Raw genomic sequence first — 26,715 nt, forward strand, 5'->3', positions numbered from 1 at the left:
GTGGTGCCCAGGAGAGGACTCGAACCTCCACAGTGTTGCCACCGCTAGGACCTGAACCTAGTGCGTCTACCAATTCCGCCACCTGGGCAGGTGGTGAGCCGCGAATTCTACCGAAGGCGGCGGAATTTGCAAGCCCTTGCGCGGGCGCCGTGTGAAAAAACTTTGACGACCGCGCTCAGCAGCGGTCGGGGCGACCGCCGGTAATCAGAACGACGGCACCATCGCGCCCTTGTACTGCGCCTTCATGAACTGGCGCACGTCTTCCGACTGGTACGCGGCCACCAGCTTCTTGACCCACGGCTTGTCCTTGTCCTGGGTGCGCACCACGATGATGTTGGCGTACGGGCTGTGGATGTCTTCCAGCGCGATGGCGTTCCTGGTCGGCTGCAGGCCGGCGGCAAGCGCGTAGTTGGTGTTGATCACGGCGGCGCCGACATCGGGCAGCGCACGCGCCAGCTGGGCCGCGTCCAACTCTACGATCTTAAGCTTCTTGGGGTTCTCGGCCACGTCCAGCGGCGTGGCGTTGGAACCGTTGGTGCCGGCGCCGGCCTTCAGCTTGATCACGCCTTGCGCCTGCAGCAATAGCAGCGCGCGGTTTTCATTGGAGGGGTCGTTGGGCACCGCCACCTTGGCGCCCTGCGGCAGGTCCTTGGGCGATTTCAGGTTCTTCGAGTAGATGCCCAGCGGCGAGATATAGGTGTAGCCCACGCTCTGCATCTTGTAGCCACGCTGCTTCACCTGGCTGTCCAGGTACGGCTGGTGCTGGAAGCTGTTGGCGTCCAGGTCGCCTGCGTCGAGGGCGGCGTTGGGCTGCACGTAGTCGTTGAACTCGACCACCTTCACGTTCAGGCCATTGCGCTTGGCCACTTTCTGTACCACTTGCCAGACTTCGGCGTCCGGCCCGCTGACCGTACCGACACGGATGGTCTGTTCCTGGGCCGAGGCAGTGCCGGCGGCGATAAAACCCACGGCGGACACAGCTGCCGCCAGACGCTTGATGAAAGACGTGCGCATAGGAGTGATGAAAATCTTGTTGTGATGTGGCGAGTGAGAGGCAATCGCAGGGCAGGGATCGCCTGTCCGAAGCGAGGGCACAGATTAACGCAATTGCGTCCGGATCGCGCGGCGCGGACGATTCTGGCGTCTATTTCTTTTTCATAAGCTTATGGAGCCAGTCGGCGCCCGCGTGCCGGCATTTAATGCCCCGGCGCCGCGGCTCAGTCCGCAAACACTTCGCGCAAGGTCCGCAAGGTGTCTGACACGGTCCGGTCACTCAGGCCGCCCGCGCGCTTCACCAGCCGCGACTTGTCGACGGTGCGCAGCTGGTCCAGCAGAATCAGGCCGGTCTTGCGCTGGAACGTCACCGGTATGCGAAACGGTGCCGGCCGGCTGCCGGTGGTCATCGGCGCGACCATTACCGTGCGCAGGTAGTCGTGCATCTCGGGCGGCGACAGGATGACGCAGGGGCGCGTCTTCTCGATCTCGCTGCCGACGGTGGGATCGAGCGCGACCAGCCAGACATCGCCGCGCGCTACCATTTCAGCTCCGCGTCGTCGGCGTTGGGCAGCTCGCCCAGCACCAGGGTGTCGTCGCCGTCCGCGGCGATCTGCCGGCTGGCTTCGGCCCAGCCTTGCCGCGGTGCCTGCCGCGGCCGGCGCAGCACCAGCGTGTCATTCACGATTTCCATTTCCACTTCATTCTCCAGACCCAGCTGTGCCAGGATTGCCTTGGGAATCAGGACACCTTGCGAGTTGCCCATCTTGCGGATCGTTGCCTTCATGTCCTGTTGCTCATGGTGTAGCCAGCACTGGCGTCAGCACAATGTTATTACACCGCGGGCATCAAGGAAACAGGCAGGCACGACGCTGCATGGAAATGTGACATCCCGGCGCAGCCGGCAACAGGCGAATGGTCCAAAAACGCCCGCGCCACGCGGTACGCCCGGATCAGTTGGCGACCGCTCCGTAGCCCTGGCCCTTCCACTCGATAAAACACAGCCCGTGCCCGAACGGATCGGACAGCGTGGCCTGCCGGCCCCAGGCGAATTCCTGGGGCCAGTCCTCGATCTCGGCGCCGGCCTCGAGCGCGCGTTCAATGGCCTGCTCGAGGTCGGCGACGACGAAATCGAGGTGAACCGGAGTCCAGTGGCGGCGATAGTCGCGCCGGGTCGCGGCGCGCGTGGTCGGGCGCGTGCCCGCAGGCTTGGCGAGCAGGTAGATCGGGGCATTGCCGCCCAGCATTTCGGCGACGGAGCCTTCGAACAGCGTGCGGCCCAGCCGCAGTCCCAGCCCCTGCGCGTAGAAGTCGATGCCGCGCGCCAGGTCGTCGACATCGATATTGATCAGCAACTCCATCACAGCCTCCTGCAGCGTTCCGTTTGAAAGCGGCCGCATTGTGCGCCGGGCCTCCTGACAGCTGCTGTCAGGAGTGATGTTTCAGCCGGGCACGGCATTCATGTGAGGAGCTCCAGCCGGTGCGAGTCTGGCCGATATTCAAGAGAGCCGGGTCGGCCCATGTTGCAGTGCGCAGACAAAAAGGTCTCGCGAATACGCGGAGACTTCATAATATCGACTTATCGCAAACGGGAGAGTGAAGTTGCGTTTTGAGCACTTGGTGGAGATCAATGATCCGGGCAACCCGCAGCTGGAACCGCTGACGGCCGAGCAGGTGTGGCAGGGCCTGGTGCTGCGCGCCGAATCTCCCGAGCTTTTCGTGCTGGGCCTGGACCGCGCCGAAGTGGTGGGCCGCGGCGACAACTGGATCGACCGCGTGCTGCATTTCGGCACGGCCTCGATCGAAGATCACGTGGTTTACGAGCCGCGCCGTCTGGTGCGCTATGAGACCGCGGCCACGGCAGAGCATGCCGGCGGCACGCTGACCATGGCGATCGAGACCCCGGGTCCGGGCGCTCTGCTGTTGCGCTTTATCTACGACACCACCATGCCGGCCGTCGATGCCAGCGGCGACGACCGCTACGCCGAGATCGTCAAGTCCGCTTACCACGCGGCAGACATCGACACCGTCCGCAAGATCCGCGAGATCGCCGACACCGGGCGGCTGGGGTGAGCGAGGGCCCCGCCACGCCGGAAGGTTCCGGCCAGCGGTCGGATCTGCCGACCCGGCAGTCGCTGCGCGAGCGCTATGGCGAACGGCTGCGCTGGCTGGTGCTGGCGACGCTGATGCTGGGCACGATCTCGTCGATCGTCTCGTCCACCATCGTCAATGTGGCCATTCCAGACCTGAGCCGGCATTTCGTGCTGGGGCAGGAGCGCGCGCAATGGGTCGCGGCCAGCTTCATGATCGCGATGACGCTGTCGATGCTGCTGACCCCCTGGCTGCTGAATCGCTACGGGCTGCGGCGCACCTTCCTGGGCGCGTCGCTGCTGCTGGGCGCGGGCGGACTGGTGGGCGGTTTCTCGCCCACCTACGGCGTGATGATCGCGATGCGCGTGGCCGAGGGCATCGCCGCGGGCATCATGCAGCCGCTGCCCAATATCCTGATCCTGCGCGTCTTTGAAGAGCGCGAGCAGGGCAAGGCGATCAGCATGTTCGGCTTCGGCGTGGTGCTGGCGCCGGCGCTGGGACCCAGCCTGGGCGGCTTCCTGGTCGAGGCCTTCGGCTGGCGCTCGATCTTCTTCGTGGTGGTGCCGCTGACGCTGCTGGCGGTGCTGATGGCGCGCCGCTTCATGGCGGTGGACTCGATCATGATGGGCGAGCGCCAGCCGCTGGACTGGCGCGGGCTGGGCCTGGCCGGCATCGCTACGGTCAGCCTGCTCAACGGCGTGGTCGAGATGCGCGAGAGCGTCGCCGCGGGCCTGGCGCTGTCGTGCTTCGGCGTGCTGATGCTGGCGGCCTTCGTGATGTGGCAGCTGCGCGCGGCGTACCCGCTGATGAATATGCGGCTGTACAGCTACCGGCAATTCGCGGCCGGGGCGGTGGTGGCCTTCATCTATGGCGCGGGCCTGTTCGGCTCGACCTACCTGTTGCCGGTCTATATGCAGATGGCGCTGGAATACACGCCGTCGCGCGCCGGGCTGGTGCTGTTCCCGGCGGGCGTGATGCTGGCGCTGACGATTGCGGCGGCGGGGCGCTTCACGCACCGGATCCCGCCGCATGTGCAGGTGTCGTTCGGGCTGGCGCTGCTGTCGTTGTCTTTCCTGCTGATGGCGCTGGGCTCGCGCGCGACCCCCTACCTGGTGCTGGTGGCGCTGGCGGTGCTGGGGCGGATCGGCCTGGGCTGCATCCTGCCATCGCTGACGCTGGGTGCGATGCGCGGCGTGGACTTCACGCTGATCGCGCAGGGTTCGAGCTGCATCAACTTCCTGCGGCAACTGGGCGGCGCCATCGGCGTGAGCCTGGCGGGGGTGGGGCTGCAGTGGCGCCTGGCCGAGCATGGCGCACTGCTGGGCCAGGCCGGCGACAGCGCGCTTCAGGCGGCGCGCATCCGCGCCTTCGATGAAACCTTCCTCGCGGTGGGCGTGGTGATCGCCAGCGCGATGCTGGCGGCCTGGCGCATCCGGCCGCGCCCGGCGCCAACGGCCTGACGCCGCCGGACCGGACCGTTCAGCTGGCGGCGCCGCTGCGCAGTTCTTCCACCAGCGCGATGTACTGCTCCATCGCCTGTTCGCGCGCGGTGCCGCGCAGCGCTTCCCACGCCTCAAACTTGTAGCGGCCGACGAAATCGGTCATGCCGGGCTTGTCGCCGTGCGCATCGCCCTCGCTGCCTTGCTTGAACAGCGCGTACAGGCGCAGCAGGGACATATTGCTGGGGCGCTCGCTCAGTTGCTTGACGTCGATCTGGGCCTGTTCGAAGCGTGCCTGCAGGTCGCTCATGGGGTTCCTCCGTGTGGACTGTCTGGATTGCGAAAATGCAGCCCGATGATAGCCGCCCCGCGCGGCCGCGCCGTCCGTATAAAACCGAAGAAGCCCTCGATTCCTGGCCCAACGGCTACAATCGCGCCATGTCCTGGATTCTTGCTGTTGAAACTTCTACGGAGTGGTGCTCGGTCGCGCTCGGACGCGCGGCAGGCGCCGGCGTCGAGTGCCTGGTGCGCCATGAGCACACCGGCGCACGCTCGTCGGCGCGCGTGCTGCCGGCCGCCGGGGAATTGCTGTCCGAAGCCGGCATTGCGCTGGCCGATTGCGCGGCCATCGCCTTTGGCGCCGGACCCGGCTCGTTCACCGGCCTGCGCACCGCCTGCGGCGTGGCACAGGGGCTGGCGTTCGGCGCCGGGCTGCCGGTGGTGCCGGTCAACACGCTGATGGCCTGCGCCGAACGCACCCGCGCCGCCACGCCGGCGCTGCCGGACGGCACCGCGGTGCTGGTGGCGCTGGACGCGCGCATGGACCAGGCCTATGCGGCGGCCTTCGGCTGGAACGCGGTCGCGCAAGAGTGGGCGGAACTCACGCCGATGCAGGTCGGCGCGCCGGAAACCGTGGCCTTGCCCGCCGGCGAATTCTGGCTGGCGGGCAACGCATCCAAGGTGTTTGGCGAACGCCTGGCGGGCCTCGGCCGCGCCGCGCGCGTGCTGCCCGAGGCGATGCCGCATGCGCAGCCGATGGTTGCCCTCGCGCTGCGCGCGCTGGCGCGCGGCGAGGCCATCGACGCCGACCAGGCCATGCCGGTCTACCTGCGCGACAAGGTTGCGCAGACCATCGCCGAGCGCGAGGCCGTTGCGGCGGCGCGCGCGGCGGCCCAGCCGGGGAGCGCAACGTGAGCGCCGCGTATCCCCTCGCAGACCGCCACGACTGGCCCGAGGTGCCGGCCATGCCGGCGCTGCCCGAGGGCTGGTCGCTGGGCCGCATGAGCGCGCTGGACCTGCAGGCGGTGGCGGGCATCGAGGCGCGCGCCTACAGCCATCCGTGGACGCGCGGCAACTTCGAGAACTCGGTCAAGTCCGGGCATCTCGGGCTGACGCTGCGCGATCCGGCGGGCACGCTGGTGGCCTACGCCGTGCTGATGCCGGTGGTCGATGAAATGCACCTGCTCAACATCACGGTCGAGCCGCAGCGCCAGCGCCAGGGGCTCGGCCGCCTGATGCTCGCGGTGGTGCTGGCGACCTCGCACGCGCACCGCATCCACACCATGCTGCTGGAGGTGCGGCCCTCCAATACCGGGGCGATCGCGCTGTACCAGGCCGCCGGGTTTGCCGAGATCGGACGCCGCAAGGGCTATTACCCGGCACCCGGCGGCAAGCGCGAAGACGCGCTGGTGCTGCGCCGGGCCTGGCCGGCACAGGCTGCCGCCAACGAAGGCACGGAGGGCCAGGCATGAGCCGCCGTGCGCAGTTCCTCGAGGTGCTGGGCATTCCGACCGAATGGGTACCGCGCGCGTCCCGGACGCCGCAGGCAGAGGCGCAGCCTGCCGCGATGCCCGCAGCCGAGCCGCCCGTGGCAGCGACCGCTGCCCCGCTGGCTGCAGCGGTTGCGCAGCTTGAGGCGCCGCGGGCCGCACCGGGGGCGCCGCCAGCCCTTGAGCGCGCTGCGCCAGCGCTGGCTCCTGCCGGGCCGGCGCCCGCTGATGCACAAGCGGACCGCGAAGCGGCCATCGCCGCGATGGATTGGCCGGCGCTGGAAGCCGCGGTGGCGGGCTGCACCGCCTGCGGCCTGTGCCAGACCCGTACCAATACGGTGTTCGGCGTGGGCGCGCGCCAGGCGGATTGGATGCTGGTGGGCGAAGCCCCCGGCGAGAATGAAGACTTGCAGGACGAGCCCTTCGTCGGCCAGGCCGGCAAGCTGCTCGACAACATGCTCGGTGCGCTCGGGCTGGCGCGCGGGCGCAATGTGTTCATCGCCAACGTGCTCAAGTGCCGCCCGCCCGGCAACCGCAATCCGGAACCGGAGGAGGTGGCGCAGTGCGAGCCCTTCCTGCGCCGGCAGATTGCGCTGGTCAGGCCCCGCGTGATCGTGGTGCTGGGCCGCTTCGCGGCGCAATCGCTGCTGCGCACTACCACGCCGATCGGCAAGCTGCGCGGCACCGTGCATGCCTATGAGGGCATCCCCGTGGTGGTGACCTACCATCCCGCCTACCTGCTGCGCACGCTGACGGACAAGGCGCGCGCCTGGGAAGACCTGTGCCTGGCCCGGGAGGTCCATGACCGTGCGGGAGCTGGGGCCTGACCTCTCGCTGACCCGCGGCGGCGACGGCGATGGGCCGTCGCAAGCGCCGCTGTGGCGCCGCGCCGCGTCGGCACGCGCGCGCGACCTGGCCTGGACCACGCTGTCGCCGCCGCTGCTGGACGCCGTACCAGGGGCCGCGCTGGCGCGCTGGCCGGCCGGCACCCGCGAGGCCTGGCAACGCTGGCTCGAAGGCGCGGATCCCGCCGCGCTGCCCCCCACCATCGACGAACTGGCCGACGGCCATGCCGCGCTCTGCGCCGATGCCGAGCACGACCCTGCCAACCGCAGCCTGCGCCTGGGGCGGCATGCCGAACGGCTGCTGCATTTCGCCTTGCGCCATATGCAGGGGCTGTCGCTGCTGGCCGCTAACGTGCCGGTGCGGCACGCGGGGCGGCACGGCGTGCGCACGCTGGGCGAGCTGGATTTTGTCTGGCGCGAGCTTGACTCGGGCGCGGTGGTCCACTGGGAGATGGCGGCCAAGTTCTACCTGATGGCGGCGGGCGGCCACCAGCCGCCGCGGGCGCAGGATTTCGTCGGCCCGAACCTGGTCGACCGCCTTGGCGACAAGCTCGGCCATATCGTGCACCGGCAGCTGCCGTTGGGGCATACGCCCGAGGCGCGGGCCGCGCTCGGCCATACCGTGGACCGCAGCGAAGTCTACCTGCTGGGCTGGCTGTTCTATCGCGACGGCCAGGTGCCGGCCGGGCTGGAGACGCTTGGCATTGCGCCAGACCACTTGCACGGCTGGTGGTCCACGCTCGATGCCTGGGCCGCGCGCGCCAGTGCGCGTCCGGGCCTGCGCTGGTGCCGCCTGCCGCGTACCGGGTGGTTGTCGGGAGCGCTGGTGCCGGAAGCCGGCACGGCGGACGCCGGCACGCTGCACGCGCTGCTGGCGCAGCGCTTTGCCGACCCGCGCCATGACCACGGCTGGCGCCGCGAGTCGCCGGTGATGCTGTGCGAGCTGGAACCGGCCGGGCCGCAGGCGCCAGGCTGGTGGCGCGAATGCTCGCGCGGGTTCGTGGTGCCGCCGGGGTGGCAGGAGCGAGCGCTGGCGCGCACCGAAGAGCCGCCGCGGGCGGGCCCGCAAGCCGGTCAGGACGCCACCTGACGCGGGCTGGCCGGCCGCCGCCGCGGCCGCGCCGCGAGGGTGCTAGTGGTGCTTGTCCTCGCCGATCATCGCCAGCGAGTTGAAGGTGCGTACGTTGTACTTGTGCAGCTTGAGCACCAGCGCCATGGTCACGCAGATAAACAGCCCCAGCGCGATGATGACCACGCCGATCGGCACGTTGAGCTTGATCAGCAGCGCGTACAGGCACAGCATCAGCAGCACCGAGACGTTCTCATTGAAGTTCTGCACCGCGATCGAGTGCCCGGCCGACAGCAGCACGTGGCCACGGTGCTGCAGCAGCGCGTTCATCGGCACCACGAAATAGCCCGACATCGCGCCCACCAGCATCAGGAACACGTAGGCGATGGCCATGTACAGCGGCATGTGCAGGCCGAGCACGTCGAGCGTGACCTGCGGCATCGCGTCCTTGGTGTAGAACGCCATCAGCATCACCGTGGCGCCCATCGCCACGCCGAACGGCAGCACCGACAGCGATTTGCGCAGCGGGATGCGCGCCGCCGCCAGGATCGCGCCGACCGCCACGCCCACCGCCACCACGGCCTGCAGCAGTGCGCCCTGGGACAGGTTCAGTCCCAGCGACTTCTCGGCCCATTTCAGCACGATGAACTGCAGCGTCGCGCCCACGCCCCAGAACAGCGTGGTCACTGCCAGCGAGATCTGGCCGAGCTTGTCGCGCCACAGCGCCAGGAAGCAGTCGCCGAACTCGGCGATCAGCTTGATCGGGTTCTTTTCCTGCGCCGGATAGCGCGCGCCGGTATCGGGGATGAACAGGTTGAAGATCGAAGCGATCACGTAGAACAGCATGATCACCACCATCGCGGCCTCGGCCGGCGTGTCGATGCCCGTATTGATCAGGGGCACGTCCAGACGCAGCAGAAGGCCGGAGACATGCACGGAAATCAGCGCACCGCCCACCACCGTGCCGAGGATGATCGAACCCACCGTCAGGCCCTCGATCCAGCCGTTGGCCAGCACCAGTTTTTCGGGGGGCAGCAACTCGGTCAGGATGCCGTACTTGGCGGGCGAATACGCCGCCGCGCCGAAGCCGACTACGCCGTAGGCCAAGAGCGGATGCAGCCCGAACATCATGATGGCGCAGCCGACCACCTTGATGGCGTTGGTGATGAGCATCACCCGCCCCTTGGGCATCGAGTCGGCGAAGGCGCCGACGAAGGCGGCAAGAATGACGTAGGAGAGAACGAAGAACAGCTTGAGCAGCGGGGTCATCCACTGCGGGGAGTGCAATTCGGTGAGAAGGGCGATGGCGGCGATCAGTAAGGCATTGTCGGCCAGCGAGGAAAAAAACTGCGCGGCCATGATGGTGTAAAAACCCTTCTTCATGCTGTCGACTTTCTCTCCATCGCGCGCTCCATTCACGGGGGCCAGGCTGGTGCCGGCCGCAGGGGCCATGGTTTGCAGGGAACCTTGTGCCGCGGCCGTGTCGAATTGTGTCGTAGGTGCTGCGCTGCGGCGCCGTGAGGCCTGCCTGACAGTCATTGACATAATGCTTCGCTTTTAGAACATGGCCGGAGCGTCCGGCTTTATATCACGAAAACATGACATTCCCGAACCCCGGCAACGGCTCTTTTTGACAGCAAATTGCCTTGCCGATTCCCCGCCGCCCCCCGGCAACAGCATCCGAATGTGTTCAAATAACGGCTGCCACCGCGGCCCGCCGGACCGGGTCTTTCCTTGATCTGGTGTGCGCCCGGCGAGATATGGTGACGGGGATACCTGGGCGTGCCTATTGCGGGCATCCCGCATATCCGTCGCCGCAACGTGCTGCGGCACACCGACAGGTGACGTTTGCGCCATCGATACTGAGACAGAGCCGTCCCTCCAGCCCGCGCCGTGTGCCGCTCGCGCCGCTGCCGGCTTTGTCCGCTACCCTGATGTGACTTCCAATGCCAAGACCGATCCAAGCCGTCATCCACCAGCCCGCCCTGGCCAACAATCTCGATGTGATCCGCCGCAAGGCGCCCGATGCGCGCGTCTGGGCGGTGGTCAAGGCCAATGCCTACGGCCATGGCATCCGCCGCGTCTTTGCTGCACTGCGTGGTGCCGACGGCTTCGGCCTGCTGGACCTGAATGAGGCCGTGCTGCTGCGCGACCTGGGCTGGCAGGGCCCGATCCTGCTGCTGGAGGGCTTCTTCCAGCCGCAGGACATTGCCCTGATCGAGCAATACCGGCTGACTACCGCGATCCACTGCGACGAGCAGCTGCGCATGCTGGAAAGCGCGCGCCCCAGGGGCCCGCTGGCGATCCAGCTCAAGCTCAACACCGGCATGAACCGGCTCGGCTTCCATCCGGCGGAATACCGCGCCGCCTGGGAGCGCGCGCGGGCCATGCCGTGCGTGGGCAGCATCGTCCATATGACGCATTTTTCCGATGCCGACGGCCCGCGCGGCATCGCCCACCAGGTCGAGGCCTTCGACGCCGCCACCGCCAACCTGCCGGGCGAGGCCAGCCTGTCGAATTCCGCCGCGGTGCTGTGGCATCCGCAGGCGCACCGCGCCTGGGTGCGTCCCGGCATCATCCTGTACGGCGCCTCGCCCACCGGCCGCGATGCCGATATCGCAGGCACCGGGCTGCAGCCGGCGATGTCGCTGCAGAGCGAGCTGATCTCGGTGCAGGACCTGCAGCCGGGCGATACCGTCGGCTATGGTTCGCTCTTCACCGCGGAGCGGCCGATGCGCATCGGCGTGGTCGCGTGCGGCTATGCCGACGGCTATCCGCGCCATGCGTCGGGCTGGGGCGAGCAGCGCGCGCCGGTGCTGGTCGACGGCGTGCGCACCGAGCTGGTCGGGCGCGTGTCGATGGACATGCTGTGCGTCGACCTGACGCCGTGCCCGAAGGCCCGCGTCGGCAGCCCGGTCACGCTGTGGGGCCAGGGCCTGCCGATCGACGAAGTGGCGCAGGCCAGCGGCACGGTCGGCTACGAGCTGATGTGCGCGCTGGCGCCGCGCGTGCCGACCACGGTGGCCACCATCACCGCATCGGACAGCACTGCGCCCGCGGTGGTCTGATTTGCTCCGATAAGCGGGTGCGGGCGCAGCGCCGCAAGGTTACGCTCCGCACGCGCGCGCGGCCTCTGGCCGCTGCGCCCACGACGCCACCTCCGCAAGCCGGGCCGCTTCAGGCCCGGCTCGATTCTTTCTGCAAGGACCTCCGTTGGCCAAGAGCAAGACTGTCTATACCTGTACCGAATGCGGCGGCACCACGCCGCGCTGGGCCGGCCAGTGCCCGCATTGCCAGCAGTGGAACACGCTGGTGGAGACCGTGGCGGAATCCGCCGCGAACAAGCGCTTCCAGCCGCTCGCGGCATCGGCCACGGTGCGCAAGCTGGCCGAGATCGAGGCCGCCGACGTGCCGCGCTTTTCCAGCGGCATCGACGAATTCGACCGGGTGCTGGGCGGCGGCCTGGTGTCGGGCGGGGTGGTGCTGATCGGCGGCGATCCGGGTATCGGCAAGTCGACGCTGTTGCTGCAGGCGCTCGCCAACCTGGCCGGGCAGCGCCGCGTGCTCTATGTCAGTGGCGAGGAATCCGGCGCGCAGATCGCGCTGCGCGCGCAGCGCCTGGGCGTGGAAAGCCCGTCGCTGGGGCTGCTCGCCGAAATCCAGCTGGAGAAGATCCAGGCCACGCTGGAACTGGAAAAGCCCGAGGTCGCGGTGATCGATTCGATCCAGACGCTGTATTCCGAGGCCCTGACCTCGGCGCCGGGATCGGTGGCGCAGGTGCGCGAATGCGCGGCGCAGCTCACGCGCATCGCCAAGAGCAGCGGCACCACCATCATCCTGGTCGGCCACGTGACCAAGGAGGGCAGCCTGGCGGGCCCGCGCGTGCTCGAGCATATCGTCGATACGGTGCTGTATTTCGAAGGCGATACCCATTCCTCGCACCGGCTGATCCGCGCCTTCAAGAACCGCTTCGGCGCGGTCAACGAGCTGGGTGTGTTCGCCATGACCGAGCGCGGCCTGCGCGGCATCAGCAATCCGTCGGCGCTGTTCCTGTCGCAGCATGAAGAGACCGTGCCGGGCTCGTGCGTGCTGGTGACGCAGGAAGGCACGCGGCCGCTGCTGGTGGAAATCCAGGCGCTGGTCGATACCGCGCATGTGCCCAACCCGCGCCGGCTGGCAGTAGGGCTGGAGCAGAACCGGCTGGCCTTGCTGCTGGCGGTGCTGCACCGGCACGCCGGCATCGCCTGCTTTGACCAGGATGTGTTCCTGAACGCGGTGGGCGGCGTGAAGATTACCGAACCCGCCGCGGACCTGGCGGTGCTGCTGTCGATCCACTCGTCGATGCGCAACAAGCCGCTGCCGCGCGGGCTGGTGGTGTTTGGCGAAGTGGGCCTGGCCGGCGAGATCCGCCCCAGCCCGCGCGGGCAGGAGCGCCTGAAGGAAGCGGCCAAGCTGGGCTTTACGCTGGCCGTGATCCCCAAGGCCAATGCGCCCAAGCAAAAGATCGACGGGCTCGAAGTGATCGCGGTGGAGCGCATCGAGCAGGCCATCGACCGCGTGCGCCACCTGGACTGAGCCATGGACACCGGAATCGCTTTCGAGACCGGCCGTTTGCGGCTGCGCCAGTGGCGCGATGAAGACTATGCGCCGTTTGCCGCCCTCAATGCCGATGCGCAGGTGATGCGCTATTTCCCGGCGCCGCTGACGCGCGCCGAAAGCGATGCGATGGCCGGGCGCTGCCGCGGCCTGATCGCGCAGCAGGGGTGGGGCGTCTGGGTCGTCGAACGCATGGCGGACGACACCTTCCTGGGCTTTGTCGGACTGCACGAGCCGGCCGCCACGCTGCCGTTCGCGCCGTGCGTGGAGATTGCCTGGCGGCTGGTGCGCCACGCCTGGGGCCAGGGCTACGCCACCGAGGCCGCGCGTGGCGCGCTCGCCTACGGCTTCGGTCGCCTCGGTCTGGAGGAAATCGTCGCCTTCACCACGCTTGCCAATGCCCGCTCGCGCGCGGTGATGGAGCGCCTCGGCATGCGCGAGGACGCGGTGGGTTTCGATCATCCCGCCTTGCCGGCGAACCACCCGTTGCGGCCCCATTGCCTGTACCGCTTGCCGCGCGCGGCGTGGCAGGCAGCGGGCGCATGATGCCGATGTGTCGAGCCGTCAGGGGGCAGCAGGCCGGCGCGCATGTGGCGCCGGCTGCAGGCGCCGCAAAATCGGTAATAATGCGCAGCACAGCCGCGCCCTCGCACTGACGGCAACGATTACCGGATCACCTGAGTTCCAATGATGCAAGCCAATTCCCGCGCCTATTTCCTGCTGATTGCCATCGTCTCCTTCGCCCTGGTCGGCGTCGCGCTCTACCTGCAATTCGAAAAGGGCTACCAGCCTTGTCCGCTCTGCGTGATGCAGCGCTTCGCCTTCATCGGCATCGGCCTGTTCTCGCTGCTGGCCGCGGTGGCGCAGAACACGCGCTCGCTGTGGCAGGGCCTGGGCATGCTGTCCGGCATCGCCGGCATCGCGGTCGCGGTCTACCATGTGTCGCTGCTGCTCAATCCCAAGGCCTCGTGCGGCATCGATCCGCTCGAGAACTGGGTCAATGCGCTGCCCACCGCCAAGGTGCTGCCGCAGCTGTTCTACTCCGACGGCCTGTGCACCGCGCCGCTGCCGCCGGTGCTGGGACTGTCGGTGCCGGCATGGTCGCTGATCTGGCTGTTCGTGCTGACGCTGACGCTGGCGGTGGGGCTGATCCGCAGGGAGAAGAATTTCCGCTGAGCTCGGGATAAGAGAACGATATAAAGAGAAACGGCGCCATCGGCGCCGTTTCTGTTTTGCGGTGGTGCAAGGGAGGGGACTCGAACCCCAATCCGGTCAGGCAATCTGCTCGATCTGCTCCTGCAGCTCCAGCCACTTTTCTTCAAGCGTCTCCAGTTCGCCGTTGACCTCGCCCTGGCGCTTGAGCATTTCCATCAGCTTCGTCTTGTTGGCCTCGGCATAGCTGGCTTCGTCGGCCATGAACCGGTCGATCTCCTCCCGGGCAGTCTGCAGCACCGCCATCCGCTTCTCGACCTTTTCCAACTCCTTGGTCAGCGGCTTGCGCAGTGCCGACAGGCGCTGGCGCTCGTCGGCCTCGGCGCGGCGCTGGTCCTTGCGGTTGATCGTGGCGGCGTCGCCGCCATTCTCTGCCACGTGCGCGGCGGTGGCGGCATTGCGCTTGGCCGCGGCCTGCTGCAGCAGCCAGTCGCGGTAGTCGTCGAGGTCGCCGTCGAACGGCCGGATGGTGCCGTCGGCCACCAGCATGAACTGGTCGGCGGTGGCGCGCAGCAGGTGCCGGTCGTGCGAGACCAGGATCAGCGTGCCTTCGAACTGCGCCAGCGCCATGGTCAGCGCCTCGCGGGTATCGAGGTCGAGGTGGTTGGTCGGTTCATCCAGCAGCAGCAGGTTGGGCTTCTGCCAGACGATCAGGGCCAGCGCCAGCCGGGCCTTTTCGCCGCCGGAGAAGGGCTCGATCGGCGTGGTCGCCATGTCGCCGCGGAAGTTGAAGCTGCCGAGGAAGTCGCGCAGTTCCTGCTCGCGCACGTCGGGCGCCAGGCGCGCAAGGTGCTGCAGCGCAGAGTCGTGGTCGCGCAGCGTTTCCAGCTGGTGCTGGGCGAAGTAGCCGATCTGCAGGCCCTTGCCCAGGCGCAGGTTGCCCGTGAGCGGATCCTGGGTGCCGGCCAGGGTCTTGACCAGCGTCGACTTGCCCTGGCCGTTCGCGCCCAGCAGGCCGATGCGCTGGCCGTTCTGGATCGACAGTGCCAGGTTGTGCAGGATGGTGACGGGCGGATCGGCTTCGGCGTAGCCGCAATCGACGCCGTCGAGCACCATCATCGGGTTGGGCGCGGCGTCGGGCTCGCGGAACTCGAAGGCGAAGCCGGCGGCGACGTGCACCGGCGCCAGCCGCTCCATCTTTTCCAGCGCCTTGACCCGGCTCTGCGCCTGGCGCGCCTTGGTCGCCTTGGCCTTGAAGCGGGTGATGAACGATTCCAGGTGCGCGATTTCCTTCTGCTGGCGCACGTAGGCGGCCTGCTGCTGCGCCATCTGCTGCAGCCGCAGGGTCTCGAACAGCGTGTAGTTGCCGCCGTAGCGGCGCAGCTGCTGGTTCTCGATATGCACCGTGACGTTGCAGATCGCGTCGAGGAATTCGCGGTCGTGCGAAATCATCACCAGCGTGCCGGGATAGCGCGCCAGCCAGTCTTCCAGCCAGACGATGGCGTCGAGGTCCAGGTGGTTGGTCGGTTCGTCGAGCAGCAGCAGGTCCGACGGGCACATCAGCGCCTGCGCCAGGTTCAGGCGCATGCGCCAGCCACCCGAGAACGACGCCACCGGTTGCGACACTTGCGCCAGCGTGAAGCCCAGGCCCAGCAGGAGTGCCTCGGCACGCGCGGGGGCGGTGTACCCGTCGGCGTCGGCATAGGCGGCATGGGCTTCGCCTTCCGCGCTGCCGTCGCCGCTCGCCTGGGCCGCGGCAATGGCGGCCTCGATCTCGCGCAGGCGGGTGTCGCCGTCGATCACGTAGTCGACCGCGGTGCGGCTGACCGCCGGCGTTTCCTGCGCCACGTGGGCGACGCGCCACTGCGCCGGCACGCTGACATCGCCCCCGTCCGGATGCAGCTCGCCGCGCAGCAGCGCGAACAGCGTCGACTTGCCGCTGCCGTTGGCGCCGACGAGGCCCACGCGCTCGCCCGGGTTGAGCGTCACGCTGGTGTGGTCGAACAGCACCTTGGTGCCGCGCTGAAGGACTAGCTGGTCGATTCGGATCACGAGAGGGGAAATGCCTGAGTGAAAAACAGAAAAAGCGCCGTGAACGCGGGCCGCGGCCGGCGCTGTGGCGCTGGCCCGCATTGTAGCGTTTCCGGTGCGGTGCACGCCGTGCCGGTGCAGGGGGTGCCCCAAAGCGGGCCGAAGCGCGTCAATGCATGCACCGTGAAAGTGCCGCGAAAGACGGTAGATCTAGGGATTACCCTTGGTCTGGCAAAACTCTATTTTCTTGGAAGTCGGTTGCGTGTAAATTCATTTTCACAACGACGCGCACCCTGAGGCGCTGTCGATCAACCGTTCCACCATGCCCATTGGCCACTCGATCTCGGACCGCATTGCACGCAGCCTGCCGTCGCTGACGCCGGCGCACCGCCGCATGGCGGAATACGTGCTGGCCAACCTGTTTCGCGCAGCGACCATGCGCATCGACGAATTCGCCGCGGCGGTGGAGGTATCGGTAGCAACGGCCAACCGCTTTGCCCGCGCACTCGGCTTCGATGGCTATCCGCAGTTCCGGGCCGAGCTGGTGCGCGGTTTCGAAGCCACGCTGGCGCCGGTGGAGCGGCTGCGCAGCGAGCTGGAACGGCCCGCCACCGTGGCCGAAGTGTTCGCCGCCTCGCTCGAGGACGCGGCCGCCAATGCCGAAGCCACGCGGCGCGGCATCGATGCGCAGGCGTGCGAGCGCGCGGTGGCGGCGATCCTCGCCGCGCAGCGCGTCTACGTGGCGGGCTTCGGCGCCAGCGGCTTCCTTGCCGGGCTGCTGCAGCACGGGCTGGAAATGCATTGCCGCATGGTCACGTCGGTGGCGGGCGCGGGTGGCGCCTCGCACGCGGCGCGGCAGCTGTTCAAGCTGCAGCCGAGCGACCTGCTGATCGTGATCGCCTTCCCGCGCTATGTGACCGATTCCATCGAACTGGCCCAGCGCGTCAAGGCGCACGGCGGCCAGGTCCTGGCGCTGACCGACGGCCCGACCTCGCCGCTGGCGCCGCTGGCCGATATCGCGCTGTATGCGCAGGCCGGCAACCGGCTCTCGGCCAACTCCGATGCCACCGTGCTGGCGCTGATCGAGGCGCTGTGCGGCGCGGTGGCGCACCGGGCCGAACGCCCGGTCAAGGCCGCCGCCGAAATGACCGAATTCCTGCTGCCGTGGCTGTATGGCACGCCCGCTGCCGAGCCCGCGCGCCGGTCCGCGCCGATGCCAGTGCAACCCACCGAAGCCAAGACCGGCGCGCGCCGCGCGCAGTCGTCCAACACCCGCAAGTCCTGAGTCTCTGAGCCTCCTTATGCAAGCAGCTGTCATTGCCATCCACGGCGGCGCCGGCACCATCACCCGCGCGGCGATGGATGCGGTCCGCGAACGCGAATACATCGGAGCGCTGCAACATGTGCTGCAAGCCGGCCAGCGCATCCTGGCCGATGGCGGCAGCGCCCTCGACGCCGTCACCGAGGCCGTGCGCCTGCTGGAAGAGTGCCCGCTGTTCAACGCGGGCAAGGGCGCCGTGCTGACCCATGCCGGCACCTATGAGCTGGACGCCGCGGTGATGGATGGCACCACGCTCGATGCCGGCGCGGTGGCGTGCGTCACGCGCCTGCGCAATCCGGTGCTGGCCGCGCGCGCGGTGCTGGAGCACAGCGAACACGTGCTGTTTGCCGGCGCCGGTGCCGAGGCGTTCGCGCAGGCACAGGGCCTGGAGCTGGTGGCGCCCGACTACTACTTCACGCAGGCGCGCCACGAGCAATGGCAGCGCGCGCGCGGCAATGCCGGCATGGCGCTGCTGGACCACGATGCCGCCGCGCTCGCGGCGCAAGCCAAGCCAGAGCCGATCGATCCCGACAACAAGTTCGGTACCGTCGGCGCGGTGGCCCGCGACAGCGGCGGCAACCTGGCCGCAGCCACTTCCACCGGCGGCGTGACCAACAAGCAGGTCGGCCGCGTCGGCGATACGCCGGTGATCGGCGCGGGCTGCTATGCCGACGACGTGGCGGCGGTCTCCGCAACGGGCACCGGCGAAATGTTTATCCGCACCGTGGCCGCGTACGACGTGTCCGCGCAGATGCGCTACGCCGGCCTGTCGCTCGAGGAATCGGCCCGTCGCGTGGTGATGGAAAAACTGCAGGCCATCCAGGGCCGCGGCGGCCTGATCGCGGTCGACCGCGCCGGCAATGTCACGCTGCCATTCAACACCGAAGGCATGTACCGCGGTTTCGCCAGGGTCGGCGAAGCGGTCAACGTTTCGATCTACGGCTGACGCGCAGCACCACGGCATCAGGCAGCAACAGAAGGAGTTCCAGTGGCCACTACCCCCGCGCAAGCGCACGCTTCCGTATCCGCATCCGGCATCGCACTGCCGCCCGAGCGCGTTGTCTCGGTGAACGGACTGACCGTGCGCTTCGCCACCTCAGAGCGCACTGTCGAGGCCGTGCGCAACCTGTCCTTCCATGTCGATCGCGGCGAGACGCTGGCGGTGGTGGGCGAGTCGGGCTCGGGCAAGTCGGTGACGTCGCTGGCGCTGATGCGGCTGGTCGAGCATGGCGGCGGCAAGATCGCGGCGGGCAGCATGGCGCTGCGCCGGCGCGGCGGCGAGGTGATCGACCTCGCGCGTGCGGACAACGCCACGCTGCGCAGCGTGCGCGGCGCCGACGTGGCGATGATCTTCCAGGAGCCGATGACCTCGCTCAATCCGGTGTTCCCGGTGGGCGAGCAGATCGCGGAATCGATCCGCCTGCACCAGGGCAAGAGCCGCGCCGCGGCACGGGCCGAGGCGCTGCGCATGCTGGAGCTGGTGCGCATCCCGGAAGCGCGCCGCGTGCTCGAGCGCTATCCGCACCAGCTGTCCGGCGGCATGCGCCAGCGCGTGATGATCGCGATGGCGCTGTCGTGCAAGCCCGCGCTGCTGATCGCCGACGAGCCCACCACGGCGCTGGACGTGACCATCCAGGCCGAGATCCTGCAGCTGATCCGCGGCCTGCAGGCCGAGATGCACATGGGCGTGGTCTTCATCACCCACGATATGGGCGTGGTGGCCGAGGTGGCCGACCGCGTGCTGGTGATGTACCGGGGCGAGAAGGTGGAAGAGGGCACCTCGGACGATGTGTTCCGCGCGCCGGCGAATCCGTACACGCGCGCGCTGCTGTCGGCAGTGCCGCGCCTGGGCGCGATGCGCGGCACCGACCTGCCGGCCAAGTTCCAGCTGCTGCGCCTGGACAGCGCCAGCCCCGAGGCGGCCGCGCCGCAGGATACGGTGGCGCCCGGCGTGGCGCCGATCCTGCGGGTGCAGGATCTGGTCACGCGCTTCGACGTGCCCGGCGGCCTGTTCGGCCGCGTCACGCGGCGCGTGCATGCGGTGGAACAGGTCAGCTTCGACCTCTATCCCGGCGAGACGCTGGCGCTGGTTGGGGAGTCCGGCTGCGGCAAGTCCACCACCGGCCGCTCGCTGCTGCGCCTGGTGGAAAGCCAGAGCGGCACCATCGAGTTCAACGGCCAGAACATCAGCAAGATGGAAGGGCCGGCGCTGCAGACCCTGCGCCGCAATATCCAGTTCATCTTCCAGGACCCGTTCGCCTCGCTCGATCCGCGCGTGCCGGTCGGCTATTCGATCATGGAGCCGCTGCTGGTGCACAAGGTCGCCAGCGGCAAGGAGGCCGAGCAGCGCGTGGCCTGGCTGCTCGACAAGGTGGGGCTGGACCCGTCGCACGCGGCGCGCTATCCGCACGAGTTTTCCGGCGGCCAGCGCCAGCGTATCTGCATTGCGCGCGCGCTGGCGCTGAACCCCAAGGTGGTGGTGGCGGATGAATCGGTGTCGGCACTGGACGTGTCGATCCAGGCGCAGATCGTCGACCTGATGCTGGACCTGCAGCGCGAACTCGGCATCGCCTTCCTGTTCATCTCGCACGACATGGCGGTGGTGGAGCGCGTCAGCCACCGCGTCGCGGTGATGTACCTGGGCCAGATCGTCGAGATCGGCCCGCGCCGCGCGATCTTCGAGAACCCGCAGCACCCGTACACGAAGAAGCTGATGTCGGCGGTGCCGATCGCCGATCCGGCGCGGCGTCACCTGCGGCGCGAGCCGCTCAACGACGAGATCCCCAGCCCGATCCGCGCGGTCGGCGACGAGCCGGTGGTGCAGCCGCTGGTGCCGGTCGCGGGCAGCGGTGCGCCCGGTCATTTTGTTGCGCGGCACGCCGTTGGCGGCGCCTACTGAAACGGAAGTCAATCCAAGGAGAATCGAGATGTCTGCACGGATGGTTTCGCCCAGGCTGCTGGCCGGGCTGCTTATGGCTGGCGCGGTGGGCGCGCTGGCGCCGGTGTCTGCCTTTGCCGCCAAGGACGCGGTAATGGCGGTTGCCTCGACGTTCACCACGCTGGACCCGTACGATTCCAACGATACGCTGTCGCAGGCAGTCGGCAAGACCTTCTACCAGGGCCTGTTCGGACTGGACAAGGACATGAAGCTGGTCAACGTCCTGGCCGACAGCTTTGACGTCAGCAAGGACGGCCTGTCCTACACCATCAAGCTGAAGAAGGGCATCAAGTTCCACGACGGTACCAGCTTCGATGCGGCCGCCGTCAAGGCCAACCTGGACCGCGTCACCAATCCGGCCAACAAGCTCAAGCGCTACACGCTGTTCAACCGCGTGGCCAGGACCGACGTGGTCGATGCCAACACCGTCAAGGTCACGCTGAAGGAGCCGTTCTCGCCGTTCATCAACGTGCTGGCGCATCCGTCGGCGGTGATGATCTCGCCGGCCGCGCTGCAGAAGTACGGCAAGGACATTGCCTTCCATCCGGTTGGCACCGGTCCGTTCGAGTTCGTCGAGTGGAAGCAGCCCGACCACCTGAAGGGCAAGAAGTTCGCCGGCTTCTGGAAGACCGGCTACCCGAAGATCGACACCATCACCTGGAAGCCGGTGGTCGATAACAACACCCGCGCCGCCATCATGCAGACCGGCGAGGCGGACTTTGCCTTCAGCATCCCGTTCGAGCAGGCCGCGGTGCTGAAGAGCAGCGCCAAGGTGGATCTGATCGCCGCGCCATCGATCATCCAGCGCTACCTGACCATGAACACCATGGTCAAGCCGTTCAACGACCCCAAGGTGCGCCAGGCCATCAACTACGCCATCAACAAGGAGGCACTGGCCAAGGTCGCCTTTGCCGGCTACGCGGTGCCGGCCGAGGGCGTGGTGCCGCACGGTGTGGACTATGCCGAGAAGCTGGGCCCGTGGCCGTACGATCCGGCCAAGGCGCGCGCGCTGCTGAAGGAGGCCGGCTACCCCAACGGCTTCGAGACCACGCTGTGGTCGGCCTACAACCACACCACCGCGCAGAAGGTGATCCAGTTCGTGCAGCAGCAGCTGCAGCAGGTAGGCATCAAGGCGCAGGTGCAGGCACTGGAGGCTGGCCAGCGCGTGGAGAAGGTCGAGAGCGTACCGAAGCCCGAGGACGCCGGCGTGCGCATCTACTACGTGGGCTGGTCGTCGTCGACCGGTGAATCCGACTGGGCGCTGCGACCGCTGCTGGCTTCGGAATCGATGCCGCCCAAGCTGCTGAACACCGCCTACTACAAGAACGAGCAGGTCGACGCCGATATCGCCGGCGCGCTGCGCACCACCGACCGCGGCGAGAAGGCGCGCCTGTACAAGGACGCGCAGGAACGCATCTGGAAGGACGCGCCGTGGGCCTTCCTGGTGACCGAGAAGGTGCTGTTCGCGCGCAGCAAGCGCATGAGCGGCGCGTATGTGATGCCTGACGGGTCGTTCAATTTTGATGAGATCGATATCAAGCAGTGAGGTGTGAAACGAAGGAGGGCGACTTCGTTGACGCTCTCGCCCTCTCCCCCGGCCCCTCTCCCGCAAGCGGGAGAGGGGAGCATACAGCCGGTGGATCTTGAGTCCCGAGTGATTTCTCCCCTCTCCCTCTAAGAGAAGGGCGGGGGAGAGGGCAGGCGCTTGCAGTAGCGATGCTGCCTGATTGGCGCAAGCGTGCCATCCCATCCATCGGGCAGCAAGCAGTAGAGCAGTAAGCCGAGAGCGGCCGCCTGCCTCGCGACGCGGGGTTCGCAGGCGGGCGGCCCGCGGCCTTTCTTCATGGTGTGTGATGCTGAATTACTTCCTCAAACGCGTGCTGGGCGTGATCCCCACGCTGCTGATCGTGGCGGTGCTGGTGTTCCTGTTCGTCCACCTGCTGCCGGGCGATCCGGCGCGCCTGGCGGCGGGTCCGGAGGCGGACTCGGCCACGGTCGAACTGGTGCGCAAGGACCTGGGCCTGGACCGGCCCCTGCACGAGCAGTTCGTCAATTTCTTCTCGAACGCGCTGCGCGGCGAGTTCGGCCATTCCCTGCGCACCAAGCGCCCGGTCAGCGAGGAGATCGGCGACCGCTTCATGCCGACGCTGCTGCTGACGGTGGCGTCGATGGCGTGGGCGGTGGTGTTCGGCATGGCCATCGGCATCGGCTCGGCAGTGTGGCGCAACCGCTGGCCGGACCGCTTCGGCATGACGCTGGCGGTTTCCGGGATTTCCTTCCCGGCCTTCGCGCTGGGCATGCTGCTGATGGAGGTGTTCTCGGTGCAGCTGGGCTGGCTGCCGTCGATCGGCGCAGACACCTGGCAGCACTACGTGTTGCCCTCGGTCACGCTGGGCGCGGCGGTGGCGGCGGTGATGGCGCGCTTTACCCGCGCCTCGTTCGTCGAGGTGCTGCAGGAAGACTTTATCCGCACCGCCCGCGCCAAGGGCGTGCGCGAGACCCTGGTGGTGGCCAAGCACGGCCTGCGCAACGCCATGATCCCGGTGGTGACCATGATGGGCCTGCAGTTCGGCTTCCTGCTGGGCGGCTCGATCGTGGTCGAGAAGGTGTTCAACTGGCCGGGGCTGGGACGCCTGCTGGTCGACGCCGTCGAGATGCGCGACTACCCCGTGATCCAGGCCGAGGTGCTGCTGTTCTCGCTCGAATTCATCCTGATCAACCTGGTAGTGGACATGCTCTACACCGTGATCAATCCCACCATCCGCTACAAGTGAGGCCGGCATGACTGAGCTTTCCACGCCCGCCGCAGCGCCAGCGGCATCCGCTACCACCGCCGCGCCGGAGGCCGTGCGTACGCCCTGGACCGAGTTCTGGCGCAAATTCCGCAAGCAGCACCTGGCGCTGGGCGCCGGCGCGTTCGTGCTGGTGCTGGTGGCGATCGCCATCGTGGCGCCGCACATCGTGCCTTACGACCCCGAGAATTTCTTCGACTACGACGCGCTCAACGCCGGCCCGTCGGCCGCGCACTGGATGGGCGTCGATTCGCTGGGGCGCGATATCTTCAGCCGCATCCTGGCCGGCACCCGCATCTCGCTGGCGGCGGGTTTCTTGTCGGTGATCATCGGCGCGGTGGTCGGCACCGTGCTGGGCCTGCTGGCCGGCTACTACGAAGGCTGGTGGGATCGCATCGTGATGCGCATCTCCGACGTGCTGTTCGCCTTCCCGGGCATCCTGCTGGCGATCGGCATCGTCGCCATCCTCGGCAACGGCATGACCAACGTGATCTTCGCCGTCGCCATCTTCAGCATCCCGGCGTTCGCGCGGCTGGTGCGCGGCAATACCCTGATGCTCAAGCGGCTGACCTATGTCGAGGCCGCGCGCAGCATCGGCGCGTCGGACTGGACCATCCTGATGCGCCATATCCTGCCGGGCACGGTGTCGTCGATCGTGGTGTATTTCTCGATGCGGATCGGTACCTCGATCATCACCGCGGCCAGCCTGTCGTTCCTGGGCCTGGGCGCGCAGCCGCCCACGCCGGAATGGGGCGCGATGCTCAACGAAGCGCGCGCCGACATGGTCACGGCGCCGCACGTGGCGATCTTCCCCAGCCTGGCGATCTTCCTGACCGTGCTGGCCTTCAACCTGCTGGGCGACGGGCTGCGCGACGCGCTCGATCCCAAGATCGACCGCCGCTGAAGATGACTGCTTCCACCCTGGGCGTGCCGCACGTCGGCAGCCTTCCCGCCGGGCCACTGGACAGCATTGCCGACGTGGCCGGCGTCACCGTCGGCCACTGCACGCTGGCCGAGGGCGGCGTGCAGACCGGCGTGACCGTGATCCGCCCGCATGGCGGCGATCCATACCGCGACAAGGTGCCCGCCGCGGCCACCGTGCTCAATGGCTTCGGCAAGAGCGTGGGGCTCGTGCAGGTGGACGAGCTTGGCGTGCTCGAGACACCGGTGTCGCTGACCAATACCTTTGCCGTCGGTGCCGTGGTGCAGGCGCAGATCCGTGCGGCGGTGGCGGCCAACCCGGAAATCGGCCGCGCGCTGCCCACGGTCAATCCGCTGGTGTTCGAGTGCAATGACGGCTACCTGAACGATATCCAGCGCATGGCGGTGGCCGGCTCGCACTACGATGCAGCGCTGGCCGGCGCGGCAGCCGGATTCGCGCAGGGCGCCGTGGGCGCCGGCCGCGGCATGTCGGCGTTCGGCGTCAAGGGCGGCATCGGCTCGGCTTCGCGCGTGGCGGGTGGCCATTGCGTCGGCGCGCTGGTGCTGGCCAATTTCGGCACGCCGGAGTCGCTGACCGTGGCCGGCCGGCTGGTCGGGCCGGAGCTGGCACGCCGGCTGGCGCTGCCGGACGGCGCGGCGCAACCGGAGAAGGGTTCGATCATCATGATCGTGGCCACCGATGCCCCGCTGGACGCGCGCCAGCTGCGCCGGCTGTCGTTGCGCGCCGGCGCCGGGCTGGCACGCACCGGTTCGGTGTTCGGGCATGGCTCGGGCGATATCGCGCTGGCGTTCTCGACGGCCTACACCGTGCCCGACGACGCCGCTCGGCCGATGCCGGCGCTAGCGCTGCTGCATGAAACCCTGCTCGATCCGCTGTTCCGTGCCGCCGCGGACAGCGTCGAGCAAGCCATCCTGCATGCCCTGTGGCATGCCGTGCCGGTGCAGGGCCGCGACGGCCACGGCCGCGCCGCGCTGCTCGACGTGATGCCCGAACTGCGCCAGAGCTGCTGATGAAGATCCTTGTTTCCACCGATATCGAAGGCGTCGCCGGCGTCTTCCACGCCGAGCAGACCCGTGCCGGCAATGGCGAATACGAACGCGCCCGCGCCTGGATGACCGGCGAGGCCAATGCGGCCATCGAAGGCGCCTTTGCCGGCGGCGCGGCCGAAGTGCTGGTCAACGATTCGCACGGCGGCTTCCGCAACCTGCTGCCCGACCAGCTCGATCCGCGCGCGCGGGTGGTGCTGGGCAAGCCGCGCTACCTGGGCATGATGGCGGGGGTCGAGGGCGGCGTCGACGGCGTGCTGATGATCGGCTACCACGGCCGCGCGCAGAGCCGGGGCGTGCTCGCGCACACCATCAACAGCAGCGCCTTTGCGCGGGTCTGGCTCAACGGCAAGGAGCTCGGCGAGGCCGGCTTGTACGCGGCGCTCGCCGGCGAGTTCGGCGCGCCGGTGCTGATGGCCAGCGGCGACGACGTGTTCGTGCAGGAAACCCACGCGCTGATGCCGTGGGTGCGCTTTGTCGAGACCAAGGCCGCGGGCGGCTTCGGCAGCGGCGCTTCGCTGTCGCCGGCGGCGGCGCGCGCGGCCATTGCCGCGGCGGCAGCGGCCGCGGTGCGTGAACGCGCGCAGGCGCAATGCCTGCGCATCGCCGCGCCGGTGGCCTGCACGCTGCAGACGCAGACGCCGGCGCACGCCGACCTGTTCTGCCAGTGGCCGACGCTGGAGCGGCGCGACGGCGTGACGCTGTCGTTCCAGGCCGATTCGGTGCAGGCCGCGGTGCGCATGCTGAACTGCCTGTCGGCGATGTCGTTCATGCTCAAGTAGGCCCGAGCAGCGCGGCGGGCCCGCCACGTCCCGCAGATCGGCGACAATGGCGGGTCGAGCAACAGGCAGCCCAGATACAACGCATGACCCAGGCACACGACGGCGGCTGGATCCCGGTACGCAAGGATTTCGTCGATCCCGCCACACGCTGCCACGCGCGCGGCGCCAGCCGCCGCCATCACGGCTTTCCGGAAGGCCAGGCTTATATCCTGCGCGACGCCGCCGGGCACGAATACCCGTTCGGCGAGGACTGCGCGCGCGCCGCGCTGGCGCAGCCGGCCCTGCTGCGGCAAGTGCCCGACTACACCGAGCGCGACGTGGTGCCGCGCACGGCCTTGCCGGCGCTGCCAGCGGGCCCGCGCCGGCGCGACCCCGCGCAGGCCCGTGCGGCCGAACGCGCCGCGGCGATCCGCTACCTGGTGCTGCGCATGGAAAAGGTGGCCGCGGTGCCGCGCGTGCAGCCCACGGTGCGCTTCCCGGCGCTGGAGGACATCTACGCGCAATACCAGCGCAGCGGCGACATCGCCCCGGCGCAGGCGCGCCGCATCCTGGCGATCGAGCGCAGCCCGTCGACGCCGCCACGCCTGCGCGCGACCAACCTGCTCGACGTCTATACCGCGCACGTGAAGCTGGAGCGGCTGATCGCGGCATCCACCAGCGTCGACAACATCCGCTTCCTGCGCAGCCTGCATGACTGGCTGGCGCGGCACCTGGTGCTGACCGCGGCGCAGCTGGCCGCGGCCGGGATCGCGATGCATCCGCAGGCGTTCACCTCGTCCGGCATCTGGGGGCCCGAGGCCGAGCCGCCCGCCGCGGCGGGCAGATTCCAGTCCGGTTCGCTGTTCTAGCCGCGACTGGCGAGACTCGCCGAATTGGCGTCTAATGCCTGCATCGCATCCGCGGGTGAC

Annotated in this window: 26 protein-coding genes and 1 tRNA gene; 19 read left to right on the forward strand and 8 right to left on the reverse strand. The window is 68.4% G+C overall.

Annotated features, from left to right (window positions below; genetic code table 11):
• Nucleotide 1: 1 nt before the first annotated feature.
• The 5 genes from MKD50_RS07745 to MKD50_RS07765 all read right to left on the reverse strand — a co-directional run bounded on the left by MKD50_RS07745 (nucleotide 2) and on the right by MKD50_RS07765 (nucleotide 2,354).
• Nucleotides 2-88 (reverse strand) — tRNA-Leu (locus MKD50_RS07745).
• A gap of 116 nt (nucleotides 89-204) precedes the next feature.
• On the reverse strand, nucleotides 205-1,014 hold the full coding sequence (locus MKD50_RS07750) for a MetQ/NlpA family ABC transporter substrate-binding protein (protein ID WP_115703440.1): 810 nt from the start codon (nucleotides 1,012-1,014) through the stop codon (nucleotides 205-207).
• A 203-nt stretch (nucleotides 1,015-1,217) separates the two neighbouring features.
• Complete coding sequence (locus MKD50_RS07755; protein WP_115703438.1) at nucleotides 1,218-1,538, reverse strand: type II toxin-antitoxin system PemK/MazF family toxin; 321 nt, start codon at nucleotides 1,536-1,538, stop codon at nucleotides 1,218-1,220.
• Nucleotides 1,532-1,780 carry an AbrB/MazE/SpoVT family DNA-binding domain-containing protein gene (locus MKD50_RS07760; RefSeq protein ID WP_025584520.1) on the reverse strand — a complete coding sequence of 83 codons (249 nt, stop codon included), beginning with the start codon at nucleotides 1,778-1,780 and terminating at the stop codon, nucleotides 1,532-1,534. The genes MKD50_RS07755 and MKD50_RS07760 overlap by 7 nt, the downstream gene beginning before the upstream one ends.
• A 166-nt stretch (nucleotides 1,781-1,946) precedes the next feature.
• Nucleotides 1,947-2,354, reverse strand: a complete 408-nt coding sequence (locus MKD50_RS07765; RefSeq protein WP_240072222.1) for a VOC family protein — start codon at nucleotides 2,352-2,354, stop codon at nucleotides 1,947-1,949.
• Nucleotides 2,355-2,595: 241 nt separating this feature from the next.
• Between MKD50_RS07765 and MKD50_RS07770 the strand changes: the two genes are divergently transcribed.
• Nucleotides 2,596-3,066, forward strand: coding sequence for an SRPBCC family protein (locus MKD50_RS07770; protein ID WP_172582517.1), 471 nt, complete (start codon nucleotides 2,596-2,598; stop codon nucleotides 3,064-3,066).
• Nucleotides 3,063-4,544: a DHA2 family efflux MFS transporter permease subunit gene (locus tag MKD50_RS07775; RefSeq protein WP_252666781.1), complete on the forward strand. Its 1,482-nt coding sequence runs from the start codon at nucleotides 3,063-3,065 to the stop codon at nucleotides 4,542-4,544. The genes MKD50_RS07770 and MKD50_RS07775 overlap by 4 nt, the downstream gene beginning before the upstream one ends.
• A 19-nt stretch (nucleotides 4,545-4,563) precedes the next feature.
• Here the strand turns inward: MKD50_RS07775 and MKD50_RS07780 are convergent, their stop codons facing one another.
• On the reverse strand, nucleotides 4,564-4,833 hold the full coding sequence (locus MKD50_RS07780) for an acyl-CoA-binding protein (RefSeq protein WP_012353003.1): 270 nt from the start codon (nucleotides 4,831-4,833) through the stop codon (nucleotides 4,564-4,566).
• Nucleotides 4,834-4,961: 128 nt separating this feature from the next.
• Between MKD50_RS07780 and tsaB the strand changes: the two genes are divergently transcribed.
• The 4 genes from tsaB to MKD50_RS07800 are packed head-to-tail and all read left to right on the forward strand — an operon-like array spanning nucleotide 4,962 to nucleotide 8,227.
• Nucleotides 4,962-5,717 (forward strand): tRNA (adenosine(37)-N6)-threonylcarbamoyltransferase complex dimerization subunit type 1 TsaB, encoded by a 756-nt coding sequence (gene tsaB, locus MKD50_RS07785; RefSeq protein WP_252666782.1) that lies wholly within the window; start codon nucleotides 4,962-4,964, stop codon nucleotides 5,715-5,717.
• Nucleotides 5,714-6,274, forward strand: a complete 561-nt coding sequence (gene rimI, locus MKD50_RS07790; protein WP_115703433.1) for a ribosomal protein S18-alanine N-acetyltransferase — start codon at nucleotides 5,714-5,716, stop codon at nucleotides 6,272-6,274. The genes tsaB and rimI overlap by 4 nt, the downstream gene beginning before the upstream one ends.
• The gene (locus MKD50_RS07795) at nucleotides 6,271-7,119 is read left to right on the forward strand and encodes a uracil-DNA glycosylase (RefSeq protein WP_252666783.1); all 849 of its coding nucleotides are present in this window, start codon (nucleotides 6,271-6,273) and stop codon (nucleotides 7,117-7,119) included. Before rimI ends, MKD50_RS07795 begins: the two co-directional genes overlap by 4 nt.
• Nucleotides 7,094-8,227: a DUF1853 family protein gene (locus MKD50_RS07800; RefSeq protein WP_115703431.1), complete on the forward strand. Its 1,134-nt coding sequence runs from the start codon at nucleotides 7,094-7,096 to the stop codon at nucleotides 8,225-8,227. Before MKD50_RS07795 ends, MKD50_RS07800 begins: the two co-directional genes overlap by 26 nt.
• A gap of 42 nt (nucleotides 8,228-8,269) precedes the next feature.
• Here the strand turns inward: MKD50_RS07800 and lplT are convergent, their stop codons facing one another.
• Nucleotides 8,270-9,589 carry a lysophospholipid transporter LplT gene (lplT, locus tag MKD50_RS07805; protein WP_115703430.1) on the reverse strand — a complete coding sequence of 440 codons (1,320 nt, stop codon included), beginning with the start codon at nucleotides 9,587-9,589 and terminating at the stop codon, nucleotides 8,270-8,272.
• A 563-nt stretch (nucleotides 9,590-10,152) separates the two neighbouring features.
• Between lplT and alr the strand changes: the two genes are divergently transcribed.
• From alr to MKD50_RS07825, 4 genes are all read left to right on the forward strand, one after another.
• Complete coding sequence (gene alr, locus MKD50_RS07810; RefSeq protein ID WP_240072219.1) at nucleotides 10,153-11,274, forward strand: alanine racemase; 1,122 nt, start codon at nucleotides 10,153-10,155, stop codon at nucleotides 11,272-11,274.
• Nucleotides 11,275-11,419: 145 nt separating this feature from the next.
• The gene (radA, locus tag MKD50_RS07815; RefSeq protein WP_240072218.1) at nucleotides 11,420-12,781 is read left to right on the forward strand and encodes a DNA repair protein RadA; all 1,362 of its coding nucleotides are present in this window, start codon (nucleotides 11,420-11,422) and stop codon (nucleotides 12,779-12,781) included.
• A 3-nt stretch (nucleotides 12,782-12,784) separates the two neighbouring features.
• Entirely contained in the window at nucleotides 12,785-13,348 is a 564-nt protein-coding gene (locus MKD50_RS07820; protein WP_252666784.1) for a GNAT family N-acetyltransferase, read from the forward strand.
• 144 nt (nucleotides 13,349-13,492) lie between these two features.
• Entirely contained in the window at nucleotides 13,493-13,978 is a 486-nt protein-coding gene (locus tag MKD50_RS07825) for a disulfide bond formation protein B (RefSeq protein WP_252666886.1), read from the forward strand.
• A 96-nt stretch (nucleotides 13,979-14,074) separates the two neighbouring features.
• Here MKD50_RS07825 and MKD50_RS07830 read toward each other — a convergent pair whose 3' ends face one another.
• On the reverse strand, nucleotides 14,075-16,006 hold the full coding sequence (locus MKD50_RS07830; RefSeq protein WP_252666785.1) for an ATP-binding cassette domain-containing protein: 1,932 nt from the start codon (nucleotides 16,004-16,006) through the stop codon (nucleotides 14,075-14,077).
• A 301-nt stretch (nucleotides 16,007-16,307) separates the two neighbouring features.
• On the opposite strand from MKD50_RS07830, the gene MKD50_RS07835 reads away from it, so the two are divergent.
• From MKD50_RS07835 to MKD50_RS07875, 9 genes are all read left to right on the forward strand, one after another.
• Nucleotides 16,308-17,270, forward strand: a complete 963-nt coding sequence (locus MKD50_RS07835) for a MurR/RpiR family transcriptional regulator (RefSeq protein WP_252666786.1) — start codon at nucleotides 16,308-16,310, stop codon at nucleotides 17,268-17,270.
• Nucleotides 17,271-17,286: 16 nt separating this feature from the next.
• Nucleotides 17,287-18,252, forward strand: coding sequence for an isoaspartyl peptidase/L-asparaginase family protein (locus MKD50_RS07840; protein WP_252666787.1), 966 nt, complete (start codon nucleotides 17,287-17,289; stop codon nucleotides 18,250-18,252).
• A gap of 42 nt (nucleotides 18,253-18,294) precedes the next feature.
• Nucleotides 18,295-20,205 (forward strand): dipeptide ABC transporter ATP-binding protein, encoded by a 1,911-nt coding sequence (locus tag MKD50_RS07845; RefSeq protein WP_252666788.1) that lies wholly within the window; start codon nucleotides 18,295-18,297, stop codon nucleotides 20,203-20,205.
• Nucleotides 20,206-20,233: 28 nt separating this feature from the next.
• The gene (gene gsiB, locus MKD50_RS07850) at nucleotides 20,234-21,790 is read left to right on the forward strand and encodes a glutathione ABC transporter substrate-binding protein GsiB (RefSeq protein WP_115703414.1); all 1,557 of its coding nucleotides are present in this window, start codon (nucleotides 20,234-20,236) and stop codon (nucleotides 21,788-21,790) included.
• A 307-nt stretch (nucleotides 21,791-22,097) separates the two neighbouring features.
• A complete protein-coding gene (gsiC, locus tag MKD50_RS07855) occupies nucleotides 22,098-23,018 on the forward strand; it encodes a glutathione ABC transporter permease GsiC (protein ID WP_012352988.1) in 921 nt (306 codons plus the stop codon).
• 7 nt (nucleotides 23,019-23,025) lie between these two features.
• Entirely contained in the window at nucleotides 23,026-23,940 is a 915-nt protein-coding gene (gene gsiD / locus MKD50_RS07860) for a glutathione ABC transporter permease GsiD (RefSeq protein WP_115703412.1), read from the forward strand.
• Between the two features lie 2 nt (nucleotides 23,941-23,942).
• A complete protein-coding gene (locus tag MKD50_RS07865; RefSeq protein ID WP_252666789.1) occupies nucleotides 23,943-24,989 on the forward strand; it encodes a P1 family peptidase in 1,047 nt (348 codons plus the stop codon).
• Nucleotides 24,989-25,807 carry a M55 family metallopeptidase gene (locus tag MKD50_RS07870; RefSeq protein ID WP_115703408.1) on the forward strand — a complete coding sequence of 273 codons (819 nt, stop codon included), beginning with the start codon at nucleotides 24,989-24,991 and terminating at the stop codon, nucleotides 25,805-25,807. Before MKD50_RS07865 ends, MKD50_RS07870 begins: the two co-directional genes overlap by 1 nt.
• Nucleotides 25,808-25,890: 83 nt before the next feature.
• Complete coding sequence (locus MKD50_RS07875) at nucleotides 25,891-26,655, forward strand: hypothetical protein (RefSeq protein WP_115703407.1); 765 nt, start codon at nucleotides 25,891-25,893, stop codon at nucleotides 26,653-26,655.
• Nucleotides 26,656-26,715 lie beyond the last annotated feature (60 nt).

The sequence above is a fragment of the Cupriavidus mimosae genome, from assembly GCF_023952485.1.
In the GTDB taxonomy this organism is placed as follows: Bacteria; Pseudomonadota; Gammaproteobacteria; order Burkholderiales; family Burkholderiaceae; genus Cupriavidus; species Cupriavidus taiwanensis_C.

Bases quoted from the DNA above. Each gene is read 5' to 3' on its own strand.
- MKD50_RS07750 (WP_115703440.1), bottom strand. From the start codon at position 1,014: ATGCGCACGTCTTTCATCAAGCGTCTGGCGGCAGCTGTGTCCGCCGTG.
- MKD50_RS07755 (WP_115703438.1), bottom strand. From the start codon at position 1,538: ATGGTAGCGCGCGGCGATGTCTGGCTGGTCGCGCTCGATCCCACCGTC.
- MKD50_RS07760 (WP_025584520.1), bottom strand. From the start codon at position 1,780: ATGAAGGCAACGATCCGCAAGATGGGCAACTCGCAAGGTGTCCTGATT.
- MKD50_RS07765 (WP_240072222.1), bottom strand. From the start codon at position 2,354: ATGGAGTTGCTGATCAATATCGATGTCGACGACCTGGCGCGCGGCATC.
- MKD50_RS07780 (WP_012353003.1), bottom strand. From the start codon at position 4,833: ATGAGCGACCTGCAGGCACGCTTCGAACAGGCCCAGATCGACGTCAAG.
- tsaB (WP_252666782.1), top strand. From the start codon at position 4,962: ATGTCCTGGATTCTTGCTGTTGAAACTTCTACGGAGTGGTGCTCGGTC.
- MKD50_RS07795 (WP_252666783.1), top strand. From the start codon at position 6,271: ATGAGCCGCCGTGCGCAGTTCCTCGAGGTGCTGGGCATTCCGACCGAA.
- MKD50_RS07800 (WP_115703431.1), top strand. From the start codon at position 7,094: ATGACCGTGCGGGAGCTGGGGCCTGACCTCTCGCTGACCCGCGGCGGC.
- lplT (WP_115703430.1), bottom strand. From the start codon at position 9,589: ATGAAGAAGGGTTTTTACACCATCATGGCCGCGCAGTTTTTTTCCTCG.
- alr (WP_240072219.1), top strand. From the start codon at position 10,153: ATGCCAAGACCGATCCAAGCCGTCATCCACCAGCCCGCCCTGGCCAAC.
- MKD50_RS07820 (WP_252666784.1), top strand. From the start codon at position 12,785: ATGGACACCGGAATCGCTTTCGAGACCGGCCGTTTGCGGCTGCGCCAG.
- MKD50_RS07825 (WP_252666886.1), top strand. From the start codon at position 13,493: ATGCAAGCCAATTCCCGCGCCTATTTCCTGCTGATTGCCATCGTCTCC.
- MKD50_RS07835 (WP_252666786.1), top strand. From the start codon at position 16,308: ATGCCCATTGGCCACTCGATCTCGGACCGCATTGCACGCAGCCTGCCG.
- MKD50_RS07840 (WP_252666787.1), top strand. From the start codon at position 17,287: ATGCAAGCAGCTGTCATTGCCATCCACGGCGGCGCCGGCACCATCACC.
- gsiB (WP_115703414.1), top strand. From the start codon at position 20,234: ATGTCTGCACGGATGGTTTCGCCCAGGCTGCTGGCCGGGCTGCTTATG.
- gsiC (WP_012352988.1), top strand. From the start codon at position 22,098: ATGCTGAATTACTTCCTCAAACGCGTGCTGGGCGTGATCCCCACGCTG.
- gsiD (WP_115703412.1), top strand. From the start codon at position 23,026: ATGACTGAGCTTTCCACGCCCGCCGCAGCGCCAGCGGCATCCGCTACC.
- MKD50_RS07865 (WP_252666789.1), top strand. From the start codon at position 23,943: ATGACTGCTTCCACCCTGGGCGTGCCGCACGTCGGCAGCCTTCCCGCC.
- MKD50_RS07870 (WP_115703408.1), top strand. From the start codon at position 24,989: ATGAAGATCCTTGTTTCCACCGATATCGAAGGCGTCGCCGGCGTCTTC.
- MKD50_RS07875 (WP_115703407.1), top strand. From the start codon at position 25,891: ATGACCCAGGCACACGACGGCGGCTGGATCCCGGTACGCAAGGATTTC.